Annotated in this window: 12 protein-coding genes; 8 read left to right on the top strand and 4 right to left on the bottom strand. The window is 36.8% G+C overall.

What is annotated here, in order from left to right; genetic code table 11:
• Positions 1–280 precede the first annotated feature (280 nt).
• Both ACN9MR_RS10765 and ACN9MR_RS10760 read left to right on the top strand, forming a co-directional pair.
• On the top strand, positions 281–2698 hold the full coding sequence (locus tag ACN9MR_RS10765) for a hypothetical protein (protein WP_426329690.1): 2418 nt from the start codon (positions 281–283) through the stop codon (positions 2696–2698).
• Positions 2698–3696: a PorP/SprF family type IX secretion system membrane protein gene (locus tag ACN9MR_RS10760; protein WP_426329689.1), complete on the top strand. Its 999-nt coding sequence runs from the start codon at positions 2698–2700 to the stop codon at positions 3694–3696. The genes ACN9MR_RS10765 and ACN9MR_RS10760 overlap by 1 nt, the downstream gene beginning before the upstream one ends.
• Before the next feature lie 80 nt (positions 3697–3776).
• Here the strand turns inward: ACN9MR_RS10760 and ACN9MR_RS10755 are convergent, their stop codons facing one another.
• Positions 3777–5936: an FUSC family membrane protein gene (locus ACN9MR_RS10755; RefSeq protein ID WP_426329688.1), complete on the bottom strand. Its 2160-nt coding sequence runs from the start codon at positions 5934–5936 to the stop codon at positions 3777–3779.
• A 754-nt stretch (positions 5937–6690) separates the two neighbouring features.
• On the opposite strand from ACN9MR_RS10755, the gene ACN9MR_RS10750 reads away from it, so the two are divergent.
• Positions 6691–8043: a PhoH family protein gene (locus ACN9MR_RS10750; RefSeq protein WP_426329687.1), complete on the top strand. Its 1353-nt coding sequence runs from the start codon at positions 6691–6693 to the stop codon at positions 8041–8043.
• A gap of 156 nt (positions 8044–8199) precedes the next feature.
• On the opposite strand, the gene ACN9MR_RS10745 is transcribed toward ACN9MR_RS10750, so the two are convergent.
• Complete coding sequence (locus tag ACN9MR_RS10745; RefSeq protein WP_426329686.1) at positions 8200–9411, bottom strand: TCR/Tet family MFS transporter; 1212 nt, start codon at positions 9409–9411, stop codon at positions 8200–8202.
• 599 nt (positions 9412–10010) lie between these two features.
• Here ACN9MR_RS10745 and gyrA point away from each other — a divergent pair.
• From gyrA to ACN9MR_RS10730, 3 genes are all read left to right on the top strand, one after another.
• Entirely contained in the window at positions 10011–12602 is a 2592-nt protein-coding gene (gene gyrA / locus ACN9MR_RS10740) for a DNA gyrase subunit A (protein WP_426329685.1), read from the top strand.
• Between the two features lie 27 nt (positions 12603–12629).
• A complete protein-coding gene (locus ACN9MR_RS10735; RefSeq protein ID WP_426329684.1) occupies positions 12630–13718 on the top strand; it encodes a tetratricopeptide repeat protein in 1089 nt (362 codons plus the stop codon).
• A 97-nt stretch (positions 13719–13815) separates the two neighbouring features.
• The gene (locus ACN9MR_RS10730; RefSeq protein WP_426329683.1) at positions 13816–14961 is read left to right on the top strand and encodes a tetratricopeptide repeat protein; all 1146 of its coding nucleotides are present in this window, start codon (positions 13816–13818) and stop codon (positions 14959–14961) included.
• A 108-nt stretch (positions 14962–15069) separates the two neighbouring features.
• Here the strand turns inward: ACN9MR_RS10730 and ACN9MR_RS10725 are convergent, their stop codons facing one another.
• Positions 15070–16149 (bottom strand): hypothetical protein, encoded by a 1080-nt coding sequence (locus ACN9MR_RS10725; RefSeq protein ID WP_426329682.1) that lies wholly within the window; start codon positions 16147–16149, stop codon positions 15070–15072.
• A gap of 173 nt (positions 16150–16322) precedes the next feature.
• On the opposite strand from ACN9MR_RS10725, the gene ACN9MR_RS10720 reads away from it, so the two are divergent.
• Positions 16323–17024, top strand: coding sequence for an endonuclease V (locus tag ACN9MR_RS10720; protein ID WP_426329681.1), 702 nt, complete (start codon positions 16323–16325; stop codon positions 17022–17024).
• A gap of 18 nt (positions 17025–17042) precedes the next feature.
• Positions 17043–17243: a PLDc N-terminal domain-containing protein gene (locus tag ACN9MR_RS10715; RefSeq protein ID WP_426329680.1), complete on the top strand. Its 201-nt coding sequence runs from the start codon at positions 17043–17045 to the stop codon at positions 17241–17243.
• A 47-nt stretch (positions 17244–17290) separates the two neighbouring features.
• Here the strand turns inward: ACN9MR_RS10715 and hemF are convergent, their stop codons facing one another.
• Positions 17291–18205, bottom strand: coding sequence for an oxygen-dependent coproporphyrinogen oxidase (gene hemF, locus ACN9MR_RS10710; RefSeq protein WP_426329679.1), 915 nt, complete (start codon positions 18203–18205; stop codon positions 17291–17293).
• Positions 18206–18266: the final 61 nt, after the last annotated feature.

Genomic DNA, 18266 nt, shown 5'->3' with positions numbered 1-18266 from the left:
TCATGTAAAAAATACCTACTTCATCCAAAATTAGAGCTGAATTTGAAGTATAATAAAAGCATCTGTTTATAGTTTTTGAGTTGTGAAAATAAACACGTATATGTCTTATAATCAGTGTTTTATTTGTTTTGTTTTTATGTTTGTTTAAGTGTAGTATTTGTAAACACTTCTTTATAAGAAAGCCGTTTCGTGTAAAAAACCATGACTTTAACCTGACACTATAGCTGTGGATATACTAAAACAATATTTTTACTCTGTAACTATTTAAATCGTCCCAACGTTGATTAGTAGATTGTTTTTAATACTGATCGTAGTAAGTTTTGCTTGGTCAGCCAAATTATGTGCACAATCCTGCCCGGAAAATATCGGTTTTGAAAATGGAAATTTTCAGAACTGGAAGATTTATGCCGGTTCTATTGCCATCGAGAATAATCAGAACGTGGTGACGATGAATGAGGTGGCCAAGCCAATTTCTGGACGACATACCATTATCAACAACAAAAATTTAGTAGATGCTTATGGTGGTTTCCCTTTAATTCCACCATCTGGAGGAAACTTCTCCGTTAAATTAGGAAATAATGTAACGGGCAGTCAAATTGATGGAATTTCATACCTGATGACAGTTCCAGCAGATCGGCCTGAATTTACCTTAACCTATCAATATGCGGTGGTATTAGAAGATCCTATACATGAACCCTTCGAGCAGCCGCGCTTTATAGCAAGAATAAAAGATGTTGCAAAAAATGAATATATCCCTTGTGCATCTTTCGAATATGTAGCTACTTCATCTCTGCCAGGTTTTAAAAAATCGGCTGATTATGAAGGAGTGATTTACAAAGATTGGTCGCCGGTAACCATAAATTTATCTGGCTACCAGGGTAAACAGTTGTTAATAGAATTTATCAGTACCGATTGTTCGCGAGGGGCGCATTTTGGCTATGCCTATGTAGATATCAATAATGTTTGTGGAGATCCGATCACAGGAAATACCTATTGTGCCAGTGCTGATGCACTGGATATTTCAGGCCCAAGTGGTTTTCAGACTTACAACTGGTATAACGAAGACCGATCTGTAAAATATGGTTCTGGTCAATCTATTAGTATAAAACCTAAGCCTGCTAACGGATCTAAAGTCATTTTGGATTTAGTTCCTTATGCAGGTTTTGGCTGTCCAAGTACAGTAAGTACGCTCATTCACGGAATAGATTACGAGCTTAAAGTTTTGGCAAAAGATGTGGTTTGCCAAAATGCTGAAATTGATCTTTTGAGTGCGAAATATATTTTAAATAAATCAGATGATTTTACTTATCTGGTTTACGAGGATAAAGATTTAACCAAGCCAATAAGCGGACCGATAAAAATATTGACCGATAAAACTTTCTACATTAAGGCCACCAATTATAAAAGTTGCGAAAGTGTGGTCCCCATAGATATTTCGATATTTAATGTGGCAAATATTTCAGTTAAAAATCCCGTTGCAGTTTGCTATACAGAAAGCGTAGATATTACAAAAGCTGAATTATACATAGGTGAATTAGGTGGGATTACTAAGTCTTATTATACCGATGAGGCTGCTACGCATGCAATTGCAGATCCACAGCATATCGCTTCGCCTGGTAGATATTTTGTTAAATTATCTAATGAATTCGGTTGCAATAAAATCGTTTCAATCGATGTTACCATTAAAGATAAACCTATTTTGAAGGTAAGCAATCCGAAACCTGTTTGTAGTGCTACGAAAGTGGATATTACTGCGGCAAGTTATTTTTTTGGCAGTGACGCTACATTTAAGTATAGCTTTTATGCAGATAAGGAATTAACTAACTTATTAACTAATCCAACGCAGGTCGATAAATCTGGTACTTATTACATAAAAGCAACCAACGCAGATGGATGTACGGTTAGTGATAAAATTGAGGTAACGATTAGCGGTATGCCAGTACTCCATATCAAAGATCCCGAACCAGTATGTTATCCTGATAAGGTTGATATTTCCAATCCAGCTATTTATAAAGGATCAAGCGACGGTTTAAGTTATTCGTTTTTCTACGATGAGGCCCTAACAAACCAGATTGCTTCTCCTAAAGCCATTACAAAAGCAGGAAGCTACTATGTTAAAGCCTCAAATGATGGCGGTTGCTTTACTTCGGGTAAAATACAGGTAAGTTTTAATACCGCACCAACTATCGTACTCAATAAACCAAAGGCAGTTTTTGACAATGGTTTTGTTGATTTAACTGCACAGGAAATAACCAAAGGGAGCAGCGCGTTTATAAAAGCTGGTTATTTTGAAGATGCCGATTTAAAAAGACCTTTACCTAATCCTGCAAAAGTGAACAGGGCAGGGGTTTACTATATTTCTATACAGAACGAAAAAGGCTGCACAGCTTCTGCATCAATAGCGCTGGAAATATTACCACAGCCAAAAATCATCGTTCCAACGGCGTTTACACCACAAAAAGAAACCAATAACCGCTTGTATCCATTTTTGGTAGGTATCCAGAAGTTAATCAGTTTTAAGGTATACAACAAATGGGGAATCTTGGTTTATCAGAGTGCCGATTTGGCCAATGGGGGTTGGGATGGGCAGTTTAAGAGTAAAATGCAGCCGTTAGAAACGTTTTCTTGGTTTGCAGAAGGTATTGATGTGTTCGGCGGGCAAATTCAGTCAAAAGGAAAAACTATACTCATATTATAATGTACAGATCGCTATTCATTTTATGTTTAAGCCTTACTACATTATGTTGTTGGGCACAAGACCCGAAGTTTTCGCAATACTTCGCTGCACCTTTAAGCTTAAACCCCGCATTTACTGGTTTTTTTGATGGCGATTATCGAATTGCAGCCAATACAAGGCAGCAATGGGGCAACCTGGGCGATCCTTACAATACCTACAGTGTATCAGGAGATATAAAACTGGTAGAAGACGAAAACTTCATCAATAGTTATTTCAGCTTGGGCTTAAGCGGTTTGTTTGATGAATCCTTAAATAAAGCCTTAAAATCACAATACATCAGTGCCAGTGTTTCATACTATCAATACATGGATGAAGAGCATCGCTTTAAATTTGGTTTAGCACCACAGCTTTCTTACGTTTCTAAGTATTTAGATTACAATAAACTTACTTTTGCTTCTCAGTATAATGGAGGAGGTGGTTTTGATAGTTCCATGCCAAACTACCTTGATTTAAAGAATGATAAAACATCCTATTTCGATTTAAATATAGGGGCCAATTTTGCTGCTAATTTTGATTACTGGAGTGTTGCAGTAGGTTATGCGCAATATCATTTAACGAAACCTCAGGAGGCGATGTTAAGCAACAGCAGCGATATTGTTTCGGCACGTAAAACCATCAATTTAGGCTTGCTTTATCTATTAAACAATAACATAGATTTAAATTTTACAGGTGTTTATAATGCCCAGAAAAACAACAAGGATATTATTTTCGGTACCGTTTTAGGTTTAAAGCCGGGCGATGAAACTAAAATGAAACTGAATTTTGGCATGTGGTACAAATTTAACGAAACTTCATTTTATCCTTATGTTGGCGTAGCCATGGGAAATATCAGTGCTGGTGTTAATTATACGGTTTATGGAAGTAAATTAATGAGCGCTACGCCACGCACATACGAACTGTCTTTTATCTATAGGCATAACAATTTTAAAGGCTTTAAAGTGCCTTGTCCAAAATTTTAAGATCTGAAATGATTTTGTTTCGTAGCTTTCCACTTCAGCCACAGGGTAGGCAACCGCCTAATGAAATGTTTCTTTGTCTACTAAAGCTTTATTTTTACTGATAGTTTATAAATATCGTAGGCCACTTTCTGGATAAGGTCGAATTGCTCCGGAACCAAATCTTCACCTTTTTTAATGGCTAGGCCATTGTCATTTAGCCTGATTAATGGTACATTATCAATTGTGCTGTTCCCTTGCTCCAGGTTATTAATAGAAGTATCCAATAAATAATTGGTGTTATTGGCAATCGGTTTTAGGGCCTCGAAACTCTCGAAGATAAATTGATGTTCCTTATTGTAGAGTGAAAGCGTTGCAACATAAGAAGACAATAAATGGCTGAGTGCTGTAAACTGATGCACTTCCTTAATAAACAACTGTTTGCTTTTTGGTTCAGAAAACATTCTTTGAAAGAGCGAAGCCAAATTTGCCGTACTTACATACACTTCTTTCCGGGCCAATTTATATTCCGTTCTGTTGTAATTTTTCTCAAAATACAATTTAATCACTTGTTCATAATAAGCTTTATTTGCTTTTAAAATATCAAGCATGGCCTCTTTGAGTTTTTCATGCTCCCAAGTCGGGAATAAAGAATAACTGGCCAATAGCGCAATACCTGAGCCTATAAAAGTATCATAAATCCTTTCGCGTGCCAGTGCTATCGATCCCATACCCAAAAAATCGAATAGGATTAAGATATATGGCGTCATAAAAAGTACACTCACTACGTAATTTTTCCTTTGGAAACTATAACAGCCAATCATGCAGATTAATAGGATCACAAATAAAGTATTCCGATCGTGGATATAAGTAATTACACCCATACCAATGAACGCCCCGACCGTGGTGCCGATTAAACGCTGATAATTACGCTCTTTGGTTAAACTAAATCCCGGTTTCGAAATTACCAGAATGGTAAGGAGAATCCAGTAGCTATGCGAGAAATTGAGAATCTGCGCTACTACAAAACCCAAAAGCATCACCACTGTAACCCGTAACGAATGCCTGAAAGTAGAAGAAGTATAGGTTAAATTCTCTGTAAACAGGTTAAAATCGAATTTTTGTCTGGTGATAAATTTCTCTGTATCTACCTCGGCCTGTCTAATATCCTTGCTATTTCTGATTTTAAAATAGCTAAATATGGTTTTAACCCTTGCCAGTATATTTTCGATGTTTACCTCAATATTTTTCAAGGCAATAATACCCAGGGTATTGTACTCCTGGTTTTGATTGTTCTTTTCCAGATCATTGATTTTGATCTTTAACCGCTCGATCTCAATTAATAAACGCTTCGAAACAACGGGTGTTCCACCGCTTTTTAAGGCAAAAGCAATATCATCAAGGGCATACGAAATCCGCTTAATGGCCATTTCATAATCTGATAATATACCTGCTTTATCAAACTGATCATGCAGCTGCTGGTAATTATAATAGGTAGACATTACCTGCTCGAACAGATCGACCATATCTACAAATACCAATAATAAAAACCTACCCTCAGGAGTAGAATCTCTTACAATTTCGCGGGTTCTAAAAAGTAATTCTCTTACTGCATCTTGTTTTTCGTGTACAGAAACCTGAAGCTGTAGCAAGTCTGAATAGGTTTTTTCGTAATTGTTATTGTGATGGTAAAACTTGGCTTTTTCGCGAAGAAACTCGGCAACTTCCAGAATAGAATCGCTTAATGATTGCTGCACCAAACGGAAGGGGCGTAAGCGGTACACAAAATAACTTAAACCTGTGTACCAAAGGCTACCTGCCAAGATCAGAACCGCATGTAACAATACTTCTTGCCAAGGGCGGACATCATCGATGCTTAATACCATAATTAGTAAAACCGCAGTACCAACCGACGCTGCCCTGATTCCGTAGATGTAAAACATCGAAAATATAAAACTCGATATCGCCAGTAAAAACCCAATAAAATAATGGTTTTTGTTGGTTAGGCCCGTTATGATAGAGAAGGTAAAAATGAGTGCGGTGGTAATCAGCATCGCGTTTCTTCGGTGCACCATTGGCCCCGGACTATCTACCACACTTACACATAAAGCACCTAAAGATAAAGTCATGCCATACTTTAACATGCCAAACTGGGCAAGAATTAAAGAGGGGAGCAGTACACCAATGGTGATGCGGAGACCGTCGGCAAAATACGTACTCAATAAAAAGTCTTGTATATTTCTAATAGGTTGCCTAATCTGCATGGTACAAAAATAACATAATAGCGAAGTTTTTTGTTGCGATTAAAATTAAGTTTTTTGCTTTTTTTAAACTTTTAAGCAGAAAACAGATAAGGGTTTGATTAACAAAATATTATGAATTGTTTGTAAGTATGATTTTGAAAATGTTAGTAACCTGAGCATAAACCTACAATAGCACCCCAAAACGATATTTTTAAAATATTAAGTTGTTGATAACCAGTAATTTTAAGTGGATAACTTTGTTTATAAAAATACACATTTTTCTCTTGACAGATTCGTGTTTTCCTACTAAATTAGATCATATCAAATACGAAGTACTTTGAATTCTGATAAAACAAGCCAAAAGAGATAAAGAACCGAAAGGGGAATTGTTTCGGAGTGTTTACAGGGAAAACGATTAATTTCAGAAAGGGTTAAACCGAGTATGGATATATATAGCCATCGAAAGATTGGATCATAAGAAAATCGCACAGGCCCAAACAGAGATTATTGAAAACTAGGAAGTTTACGGACGGAGGAGTTGGAAATAAATTTTCACGAATCGCAAAAGTTGCAAAACCTAACGATAACGGAAAAATCAAAGTAACAAGAATTAGATGCTTTAAAATGCGACTACGGTTGTTTTTAAAGTTAAAACGGGGAACTGAATCGAAAGAAGAAGGACCCCGTTTTTATTTTGTCCAAAATTTTGATCTTCTGATCAAAAAAGAATAGCAAATCCTTCCACATATTATCCCTAAAATATTAAATTTACCAAATGGCCAAAAAAGGTAAATCAATCTCCAATCCGTCAAAAAAGATATTCGTTTTAGATACCTCGGTTATTTTATACGATCATGATGCGATAAATAACTTTCATGAGCACGATGTAGCCATTCCCATTCAGGTTTTAGAAGAGCTGGATAATTTTAAAAGCGGTAACGATACCCGGAATTTCGAGGCCAGAAGTTTTATCCGGCTTATTGATGAAACTTCAAAACAAAAACTCATCAGCGATTGGATTTCGCTAAAAAGCCCTGATTCAGGGAAATTTAAGGTAGTTTTAAATGAAAAACCTTTAACCATAAATGCAGAAGAAGTGTATGGAAAAGGCAAAACAGACCATAAGATTTTAAACGCAGCCTTAAGTTTAAAAGAAGAATATCCCGATAAGAAAGTAGTATTGGTATCGAAAGACATCTGCCTGAGGTTAAAAGCAAAAGCTTTAGATTTAAATGCAGAAGATTACGAAACAGGTAAGATTAAAAACGTGGATGAACTTTACGCCGGAAAAACCGAAATAGGCAATTTCCCTCTAGAAATTATAGAAGAAGTAAAAAAACAGCCATTTATCGATGCCAGCGAGATCGAACTACCGCCTAAAAATGCCAATCACTTTTATATTTTAAAAAACAAGAGAAAAACTGCGAACGTATTTTATAACAATAGTTTAAAAACAATTTCTGCAGTATCTACCGATCCTATATTTAGAATCAAACCTAAAAATATTGAACAGGCATTTGCCATTCATGCCCTTTTAGATCCTGAAATTAAGCTGGTGAGCATACAAGGGAACGCTGGGACAGGTAAAACACTATTGGCTTTGGCGAGCGCATTAGAACAGCGTAAAAACTTCAGGCAGATTTATGTTACCCGACCGATCGTTTCACTGAGCAATAAAGACATCGGTTTCTTGCCAGGCGATGCAAAATCTAAAACGGATCCATTTATGGCGCCAATTTGGGATAATCTCCGATTTATTAAAGAGCAGTTTATCGGCGATGATAAGATGTCGGAAAAGATTGATGAACTGATTGTAACCGAAAAAATTGCCATTGCGCCATTGGCTTTTATCCGTGGAAGAACCCTCACCAAGATTTTCTTTATTATTGATGAGGCTCAGAATTTAACACCACACGAGGTTAAAACGATAATTTCGAGGGCGGGCGAACATACCAAAATAGTTTTTACTGGCGATATTTACCAAATTGATACCCCATATCTAGATTCAGAAAGTAACGGGCTTTCGTACCTGATTGAAAATGCAAAGAACCATCCGCTTTACGCACACATTACCTTGCATAAAGGCGAGAGGAGCGAACTGGCTAATCTGGCGAATGAGTTACTTTAGGCTTTTGTTCCCTGTTCATCTAGCAGAAAGGACTACAATAGTTAAGTCACCCTGATCCGATAGCTATCGGATTTGTTTCAGGGTCTTCATTCAAACAGGGCAGATCTCTCCGTTCCGCGTTGCTTCAGTCGAGATGACGACCGAGTCTAAAGTATCCTAATGGTATTTCTTCAAGCTCCTTAAACAGATAAACAATCCAATTAAAGTTAAAACTGCACTCAGTATAAATGGTGCACCTGGAAAATAGACAGGAGCCTTACCCTCAATGAAATAGGCGAAAATATGTGTCATTGCCCAAGGCGCAAATATGGCGGCTAAACTTTGTAAACCCGTCAAAACGCCCTGCATTTCACCTTGTGCATTCGAAGGTACCTGGTTCGAAATCAAGCCCTGCATGGCCGGTCCGCAGATTCCGGCTAAACCATAAGGAAGCATAAAAGCAAACATCATCCAGCCCTTGCTTGCAAAAGCGAAAGCTATGAAGCCGATGATGTATAAAATGAGACCAAAATAAACCGCTCTCTTTTCTCCGATTTTGGGAAGGATCACCCTTATTAAACCACCTTGAACAAGGCCCACAACCAAACCCACAAAACCTAGAGAATAGCCTACCCAGGCCGCATCCCATTTAAATTTCTCCATGGTATAAAATGTCCAGTTGGATTGGACAGCGTGACTGGCAAAGTATAATAAGAATAAGGTTGCCATTAAGCCCAATAATGCAGGGTATTTGCCAATGCTTAACAACGAACCGATTGGATTTGCCCTTTTCCAGTCAAAAGCCCTGCGTTTTTCAACAGGTAAGGATTCTGGTAATATAAAATAACCGTAAAGCCAGTTAATTAAAGATAAACCTGCAGCAATCATAAAAGGAACCCGTGTACCAAAATGACTGAAAACGCCGCCTAAAACCGGGCCTAAGATAAATCCAACACCAAATGCTGCACCAACCAGGCCGAAGTTTTGTGCTCTTTTTTCAGGAGGTGAAACATCAGCAATGTATGCCTGTGCGGTTGTAAAACTTGCACCCGTTATTCCAGCAATAATCCTTCCTACAAATAGCCAAACAATAGAAGGAGCGAAGGCTAAAAAGATATAATCGATACCTAAACCGAACAAAGAGCTTAATAACACGGGCCTTCGTCCGTACCGATCGCTCATGGCACCGATAATTGGCGAAAATATAAATTGTACAGATGCATATGCAAGCGTGAGCCAACCACCATATTCTGCAGCTAAGCCAAAGCCTCCACCGGTAAAATCTTGTATAAGTTTAGGTAAAACCGGAATGATTAGCCCAAAACCTGTAAAATCGATCAGGAGGGTAACCATAATAAAACTCATTGCAGATTTCTTTCCGTTTGCCATTACATGTTATTTGAAACGCAAAAGTATCAGAATTAGTTAAGATTGTAAATTTTAGTTCTCTACAAACCTATCAGGTTTAAAAACATTCCATTACAGTTGTTATCGATTTGGTTTTGGAAAGCGGTTGCTGTATCTTATAGGTAAATGCAATCCCGCCCCCGCTTCTGCCGATGAAACCACTACGAAGCAGTAAAAAAATGCTTAAATCGGCATCCCGCTATGGTCGGGTTTAGGTGGCCGCCACGGTGCTACTATTATGGTAAATAAACCCGATTGGAGTGAACATCCTGATCCTTCATCAGGATAAAACGGAAAGCGGGACCGAAGTCGCCTATGGAAACCGAACCTGTCTTTCCATAAAAAGAAAATCCATAAATTGGCGGATAACAGAAAAACGCAAGTTTACTAATTCAGCGAAGTTTAAGCCAAAAACTCTTAAACTGGCCTTCAGTAAATTAAAATTTCGTCAGGATTAAAAAACCTATAACCAAGGTCAAAACTTTTCCACAATGCCTTAATTCGCCTAAATTTTGTTAAATTCGCAAGGTTATAGTAATACCCTTTTTTAATATCGTTTTAAGTAGCGAGAATAATAATTTATGGCAGAAGATTTAGAAAATCAGCAGAACGACAAAATCATTCAAATTAATATAGAGGAGCAGATGAAATCGGCCTACATTGATTACTCAATGTCGGTAATTGTATCGAGGGCTTTGCCTGATGTACGTGATGGATTGAAACCGGTACACCGCCGTGTTTTATATGGCATGCTCGATCTTGGTGTAACCAGTAATAAACCACATAAAAAATCTGCCCGTATTGTAGGGGAGGTTTTAGGTAAGTATCACCCACATGGTGATGCATCTGTATATTTCACTATGGTCCGTATGGCTCAGGATTGGAGCTTACGTTATCCAATGGTTGATGGACAAGGAAACTTTGGTCATATTGATGGCGACTCTCCGGCTGCAATGCGTTATACGGAGGCACGTTTTTCGAAAATAGCTGAAGAGATGCTTGCCGATATCAATAAAGATACTGTAGATTTTCAGTTAAACTTTGATGATACCTTACAAGAACCAACCGTGTTACCTGCAAAAATCCCTAACTTATTGGTTAACGGATCGTCCGGTATTGCAGTAGGTATGGCCACCAATATGGCACCTCACAACTTAACCGAAGTAATTGATGGTGTGGTAAGCTATATCGACAATAGAGATATTACGATCGAGGAGTTGATGAAGTTTGTAAAAGCACCTGATTTCCCTACCGGTGGTATTATTTATGGTTATACGGGTGTAAAAGAAGCTTTCGAAACAGGTCGCGGCCGTATTGTAATGCGTGCAAAAGCCGAAATCGAGAGCATTAAAGACCGCGAGGTAATTATTGTTACCGAAATTCCTTACCAGGTTAACAAAGCACAGATGATTGAGCGTACTGCTGAATTGGTTGGCGAGAAAAAACTTGAAGGCATTTCGAACATTAAAGACGAATCAAATAAAGATGGTATCCGCATCGTTTACGAAATTAAACGTGATGCAAATGCTTCTATCGTTTTAAACAACTTATATAAGTATACCGCATTACAAACTTCTTTCAGTGTAAACAACATTGCATTGGTAAAAGGCCGTCCACAAATGTTAAATCTTAAAGATTTGATTGTGCATTTTGTGGATCACCGCCATGATGTAATTGTTCGCCGTACCCGTTACGAATTGGCAGAAGCAGAAAAACGTGCACACATTTTAGAAGGTTATTTAATTGCTTTAGATCATTTAGATGAAGTAATTAAATTAATCCGTGCTTCCGAAACCCCTGAAGATGCCCGTTTAGGTTTGATGGAAAAATTCGGACTGAGTGATATTCAGGCACGTGCGATTTTGGATATGACGCTTCGTCGTTTAACAGGACTAGAGCGTGATAAGATCAAAGAAGAGTATGCAGAGTTAATGAAAACCATCGAGCATTTAAAATCTATCTTAGCAGATGAAGGTTTACGCATGCAGATCATCAAAGATGAGTTAGCAGAAATCCGTCAGAAATTTGGTGATGAGCGTAGAACAACTATCGTTCACTCAGCCGAAGATATGAGTATGGAAGATTTCATCGATGATGAAGAAGTGGTAATCACCATCTCTCACGAGGGTTACGTAAAACGTACTCCAGCAACTGAGTTTAAGGCACAGGGCAGAGGCGGTAAAGGATCAAAAGGCAGTACCTCAAGAAATGAAGATTTTATTGAGCACATGCTGGTGGCTACTGCTCACAATTATATGCTGTTCTTTACCGAAGCCGGAAGGTGTTTCTGGTTGAGGGTTTACGAAATTCCTGAAGGTTCGCGAACCAGTAAAGGAAGAGCGATCCAGAACATTATCAATATCCCGAAAGAGGAAAAAATTAAAGCCTATATTAAGGTTAAAAACCTGAAAGATCAGGAATACTTAGAGAACAATTTCATTATTATGTGTACTAAAAAAGGTACCATTAAGAAAACTTCTCTTGAAGCTTATTCACGTCCACGTGTAAATGGTATTAATGCCATCAACATTAATGATGGTGATGTATTGTTAGAAGCTTGTTTAACTAACGGACAAAGCGAAATTGTAATGGCATTGCGTTCTGGTAGGGCAATCCGTTTCAACGAAAGTACGGTTCGTCCGATGGGCAGAACTGCTACCGGCGTACGTGGTGTTAGGCTTGCACACGATCAGGATGAAGTTGTTGGCATGATTGCTGTAAACAATCCTGAAGTTACGGTGTTAGTAGTATCAGAAAAAGGATACGGTAAACGTACCGATATTGAAGATTACCGTGTAACTAACCGTGGTGGTAAAGGGGTAAAAACAATTAATGTTACTGAAAAAACCGGACAATTAGTTTCGATTAAAGACGTTACAGATAGCGAAGATTTGATGATCATTAACCGTTCAGGTATTGTAATCAGAATTCCGGTATCAGCATTGAGGGTAATGGGCCGTGCCACGCAAGGTGTTCGTTTGATCTCATTAAAAGGTGACGACGAGATTGCATCAGTTACTAAAATTGATCACGAAGAAGATGAAGAAGAAACAGTAGATTTAACAGATGTTGTAGTTACAGACGGGGAAGAAGTAGAAGCAGATACTACTCCAGAAGCTGATGATACTGAAGAAGAGACTGATTCAGATAACGAAGCGGAAGAAGAAAATTAAACTAAAAATAAGATTAGAATAAAAATTATGAAAAGAGTATTTCTAAGTATAGTTCTAGCAGGTGCGGTAAGCTCTGCATTTGCTCAGAAAAGTGAAATAACCGCGGCAAAAAACGACTGGGGTTTATTCCAGCTAACTTCTTCAAGTGCTACAACTCCGTTGGCAAAAAAGCTTGAAGCGTTAGCGAAAGGCTTGGCCCATACCGACAAAGCAATTGCCGATGAAAAATCTAAAGTAATGCCCGAAGCATGGTCGTACCGCGCTTTATTTGCCTCTTCTGCAGCTATTCTTGATTCAACAAGTACTGCAAATGCTGATGCAAACTTAAAAATTGCTCAGGATGCGGTTGTTGAAGCCAAGAAATTGGATACAAAAGGGAGTGAAAAAGATAATATTAATTTAGCTGAAACCAATATTAGCAATGCAGTTAGAAATGGCGGTGTAATTGCTTACAATAAAAAAGACTACAAAACTGCTTACGCAAAATTCGTGGCAGCAACAGTAATCAATCCAAACGATACCGCTATGTATCTAAATGCAGGTATTGCGGCCAGGCTTAATGAGGATTATCCAAACATGATCAGCCAATTCAAAAAAGTAATTTCTTTGAATTCTCCACAGTCTAAAGATTTATATTCTGAGATTATCACAACCACATTAGCTAAACAAAAAGATACAACAGCTGCTTTGGCCGTTATTAAAGAAGCTTCTGCTAAATTCCCTGAAAATACCGACTGGATTAAAACTGAAACCCAGATTTATATTGATAGGGGTGATGCAGCCAAATCTGAACAGATGTTAGTTGCTTTAGCTGCAAAAGAGCCAAACAACCCTAACTATCAGGTTTTATTGGGCAACATTTATTTCAGTCAGGCTTTAAAATTACAGGCCGATAGAAATAAAATCGATCCTAAAAAAGTGAAAGAGTTTAACGAAGTAACAGGTAAAATGAATGCGTTGTTAGATAAATCTCTTCCTTTTTACAAAAAAGCACTTGAGGTTGATGCTAAAAATCAAGGCGCATTAGAAACCTTGAAAACGATCTATGCTTTTAGAAATGATACTAAAAATTACGAAGATATCAAGAAACGTTTAGACGCATTGCCTAAACAATAATTATTGATCGATCTAAAAAAAGAGCTCTGAAATTTCGGAGCTCTTTTTTTTATGTTTATTTTTATCGTTTATTACGGTTTTACCACATTTTTATATTATGCAGAATTGCCTTAAAATATCATTAACCGCTTTAATTTTCGTTTCTTTTAATGCTGTAGCGCAAAAAAGTCAAATTCTTATCGCCAGAAATGCTGTTGGTAAACTACAAGCTTCAATTGCCAATAAAGAAGATGAAAAAAAGCAGTTGTCGATTATTACAGAAGGCTTAAAATCGATAGAATCAGCTGAGAAAGATAATAAAACTAAAAACTGGAGTGAAACCTGGTCTATAAAATCTTATCTTACTTCTTTCGCTTCATTAATTGATACTGATCCCAATAATGCGAATAAATTTTATGATTCAGCCGTTGAAGCGGTGGCAAAAGCCAAATCTTTAGATCGTTATGATGATAATGGCGGTCTTATTAAAGCCTCTAATCACAATATCCTCATCAAAAAACAGGAAAAAGGTAGTGAAGCTTTTTTTAATAATGATTTTAAAGAAGCATTTGCTGATTTGAAAGAAGTATGTGATAATTTTCCTGCAGATACCACATTGGCGTTAAATACAGCAATTTGCGCATTAAATATTCAATCTTACGACGAATCTTTAACCTATTTTAAACGTGCAAAAGAAAACGGGATTAGAAATCCATCGGTTTTTCAGAAAATGGCGCAGATGTATGTAGTGAAATCAGAAAATGAAACCGCTATTAAAACTTTGGAGGATGGACTTGTGCTTAATCCGTTCAATCGCTTTTTAACAAACGATTATATTAACCTGTTACTTGATACCGAGAATTATAGTAAAGCCCAGGGATTAATTGAAAACAATTTAAAAGTAGAAAAAGGAAACAAGCTGCTTTATTTTCTTTATGGTTACCTGCAACAAGTTGGTGGAAATAATGCTACCGCAATTTTGGCTTATGATAAAGCTTTATCTACAGATCAAAATTATTTTGATGCATTGTATCAGTTGAGTTTGGCTTACATCAATACAGCCAATGAAACCCTGAGCAAAAATGATGCTGATAAAACTGAAAAATATAAAGGCCTGATCAATCGTGCACAGTTTGCTTTGCAGCGCGCGAATGAAATTAATCCGAACGATAAAAAAACTGTACAGTTGCTGATCGATATCTACAACAAAAAAGGCGCAACAAACAAAGTACAGGAACTTAACCGCAAACTTCAGGAACTATAATTTATAGAGAATTTGATGAGGATAGGACAGTGTTCAAAAATACAACTTAACATAATATTAATTATAAGACGAATTTATGTTTTACAATATTTTACCTTTGATCTCATATTACTTGGAAAAACTTAATTTTTCCAACTGATGATTATAGAGATAAACTAAGCTGTTTTCATTGGTACAATAAGGAGAATGATCATCACGTTGAATAATTTTATTTTCATTCGTTTCAATATGATGAATTCTGAATTTGTTATAATCTTCTTTCACTATGGTTTGGTTAATTAAAAAATAATTATTGGCGGAAAAATTAAGGCCATACTTGATATTGATTTTGTTTTCTTCCATAATGGAAAATCCCTGAACCTTTAGTATTACATATTGAATTAGAAATCCTTTTTTATCCTGGCTTTCCCAGCGCCAATACACAATTCGAGTATTATCATTACTGAATTTAATATCATTGCCATAATTATCAATTTTCAAAGAAGATATTAATTCCGGATTTTCACAATCTTTTATATTAAAAGTAGAAAAATTTCCCCGTGGTATTTCTTCATCTTTAAAAAAAAAGCCTAGGCCGATGTGCTTGTGGTCTGATGAGAAAAATAAATCTACAGGATCTCCCATACTAATGCGATTATAATTAAAACTATCTTCTTCAAAAAAGACATCAAAGAAATTAATCAGGTTAATTTCTTTGAACTTCCTCGTATCAAAAAAAACCAAATTTCTGTCGTATGAATAATTGTATTTCTCCTCCAAATCATCAATAACTTTCTCTATTATATTTCCGGAAAAATCAATCCTTAAATGCCATTTATTCCACTTTTCAGCTTGGAAACTAGACATATTAAAATAAAAATGACGATCTGGTAAACATTGAAACTTATTGAATTTATAATCAATGAAAATTTCATCCACTAAACTGATATTTTCTTGGTGATTGCATTTAGCATCACAAATTTCTATAAACAATCTATTGTTATCGGCAACTTTAAGGAGTGCAATTTTATCCGAATTTTCTATAAAATCCATTGCAACTATTTTCTCTACACTTTCTTGCATTTCCTCATTCTCTGAATATGTTACGATCCCATAGCCACGCTTATAGTTTCTGCCCAATCGTCGGGTAAAAAGATAGATTAATATGGCACAGATAATTTTAGCTATTACAAAAGATGTTGTGACCATTGAATGTGGGCTAGAATAATTTGGTTTTTTTTACTTCTATAGACCAATTTAGTTAAATAGATGACGAAGGGAGCAGGCTTGAGAAAATAAATTCTTCACAATTGGTGCAGAATGTCTTTCCTTGGTTGTATGCTAGTAAAAAAACAATTTATCTCCAAATTTGTACTTCACATATGTACGATCATTATAATTTCGACGAAGCGGCCGCTTACCAAATTGAATTAGCCAAACAGTTAAAGTTCCAACCGGTAGGTAAAATCCAAACCATCGCTGGCGCAGATATTTCTTTTAATAAGAACAGCACCACCATGTATGCCGGGATTGTGATCTTAAGTTATCCTGGAATGGTTTTAAAATCATTTGCATTAGAAACTTACGAAACGAGTTTTCCTTATAAAGCAGGGTTTTTAGGATTTAAAGAAGTTCCGGCATTATTGAAAGTTTGGGAATTGATTTCCAATAAACCGGATGTTGTAGTGCTTGACGGAAATGGAATTTTGCATCCACGCCGTATGGGGGTTGCTTCGCATTTTGGAATATTGGCAAATCATAGCACAATTGGCTGTGCAAAAAGTCTTTTGCATGGAAAAAATCATCAACCGGAAAATGTCAGATTGAGCACTGCAGAAATTAAAAATAATACTGGTGAAATGCTTGGCTTTGCACTGCGGACAAAAATTAATTGTGCACCCGTTTATATTTCGGCAGGCCACTTAATTACGCAGGAAGAAAGTTTGCATGTCATTAAAAAATCTGTTCGAAATTATCGTATCCCTGAACCAACACGTCTGGCTCACAACCTGGTAAACGATTTCAGGCTTGGAAAACTAAAAGCTGGCTTTCATGAGGTGGCACCATCTTTAACCTTGTTTTAAAATTGACTATATTTACGTATGAACGCTTATTTAATAATTCTCGCTATTGTCGTAATGCTTATTATGTTGGTAAACATTTACGTTATTTTAGACATTTCGAAATTTCCATACAGCAAAAGACGCCAAAAATGGATGTGGACCAACGTAGTATTGTTCTTACCACTTTTCGGTTCTTTAATTTATTTTTTGATCGGAAAGAAAATACTCAGCGAAAACTAAATAGTTGACTCAAAATGAAACTCTAACGGTTGCTTGGTAGTTTCGATTTAGATCCAGTTGATTCCTTTTTTAAGCAGCTGTTGGGTTTTGTATTCAGCTGAATTAACTTCTGGCTGAACATTATAACCCCAGTTTGCCTGTGGTGGCAAGCTCATTAAAATAGACTCGATCCGTCCGTTGGTTTCTAAGCCGAATTTTGTTCCGGAATCGTAAACTAAATTAAACTCTACATAGCGGCTACGGCGCTGATATTGCCATTGTTTCTGTGCTTCGGTATATTCTTTATCGCGGTTACGATCAATCAGTTCAGTATAAATTGGTAAAAATGTTTCACCTATATTAATGGAGAAATCTAAAATCTGCTCCCATGATAAATTGGTGTTTTCCGGTTTTAATCGATCGTAAAAAATACCACCAATACCACGGGTTTCTTCACGGTGTTTAATAAAGAAATAATCATCGGCGTGTGTTTTGAATTTTGGATAAAATTCAGTGCTGAAATCGTCGCAAGCCTGTTTTAGTTTATGGTGAAAAAAACGAGCATCATTTTCGAACACGTAGTGTGGTGTTAAATCGATGCCACCGCCAAACCAGCGCGTTTCTTCGTTCAGTTCGAAATAACGGATATTCATGTGAATGATCGGAACCAAAGGATGATTTGGATGAATCACAATTGAAACGCCAGTAGCAAAAAAATCATCTTCACTTACATTAAAGGCTTTTTTTACGGCTTCGGGTAATTTTCCATGTACCGCAGAGAAATTTACGCCACCTTTTTCGATAATTGCACCATTCTGCATAATCCGGGTGCGTCCGCCTCCCCCACCGTTTCGCTCCCAAAGTTCCTCTTCAAATTTACCTTTGCCATCGGCAATTTCCAATCCCCTGCAAATTTCATCCTGAATTTGCTTATACCGTTCTGCTACTTCTTCTTTAAACATGATGGCTCTTTCTATTTCCATACAAATTTAAAGCTATTCAGGCAGCTATATTGATTTATGTTTAGATAGTACATTTTATTGA

Source organism: Pedobacter sp. R-06 (assembly GCF_049913135.1).
In the GTDB taxonomy this organism is placed as follows: Bacteria; Bacteroidota; Bacteroidia; order Sphingobacteriales; family Sphingobacteriaceae; genus Pedobacter.
Note: the sequence above shows the minus strand (reverse complement) of the source record. Positions and strands in the feature narration are given on the sequence as shown.

Coding starts and splice junctions, on each gene's coding strand:
- ACN9MR_RS10760 (WP_426329689.1), top strand. CDS start 2,698: ATGTACAGATCGCTATTCATTTTATGTTTAAGCCTTACTACATTATGT.
- ACN9MR_RS10755 (WP_426329688.1), bottom strand. CDS start 5,936: ATGCAGATTAGGCAACCTATTAGAAATATACAAGACTTTTTATTGAGT.
- ACN9MR_RS10750 (WP_426329687.1), top strand. CDS start 6,691: ATGGCCAAAAAAGGTAAATCAATCTCCAATCCGTCAAAAAAGATATTC.
- ACN9MR_RS10745 (WP_426329686.1), bottom strand. CDS start 9,411: ATGGCAAACGGAAAGAAATCTGCAATGAGTTTTATTATGGTTACCCTC.
- gyrA (WP_426329685.1), top strand. CDS start 10,011: ATGGCAGAAGATTTAGAAAATCAGCAGAACGACAAAATCATTCAAATT.
- ACN9MR_RS10735 (WP_426329684.1), top strand. CDS start 12,630: ATGAAAAGAGTATTTCTAAGTATAGTTCTAGCAGGTGCGGTAAGCTCT.
- ACN9MR_RS10730 (WP_426329683.1), top strand. CDS start 13,816: ATGCAGAATTGCCTTAAAATATCATTAACCGCTTTAATTTTCGTTTCT.
- ACN9MR_RS10725 (WP_426329682.1), bottom strand. CDS start 16,149: ATGGTCACAACATCTTTTGTAATAGCTAAAATTATCTGTGCCATATTA.
- ACN9MR_RS10720 (WP_426329681.1), top strand. CDS start 16,323: ATGTACGATCATTATAATTTCGACGAAGCGGCCGCTTACCAAATTGAA.
- ACN9MR_RS10715 (WP_426329680.1), top strand. CDS start 17,043: ATGAACGCTTATTTAATAATTCTCGCTATTGTCGTAATGCTTATTATG.
- hemF (WP_426329679.1), bottom strand. CDS start 18,205: ATGGAAATAGAAAGAGCCATCATGTTTAAAGAAGAAGTAGCAGAACGG.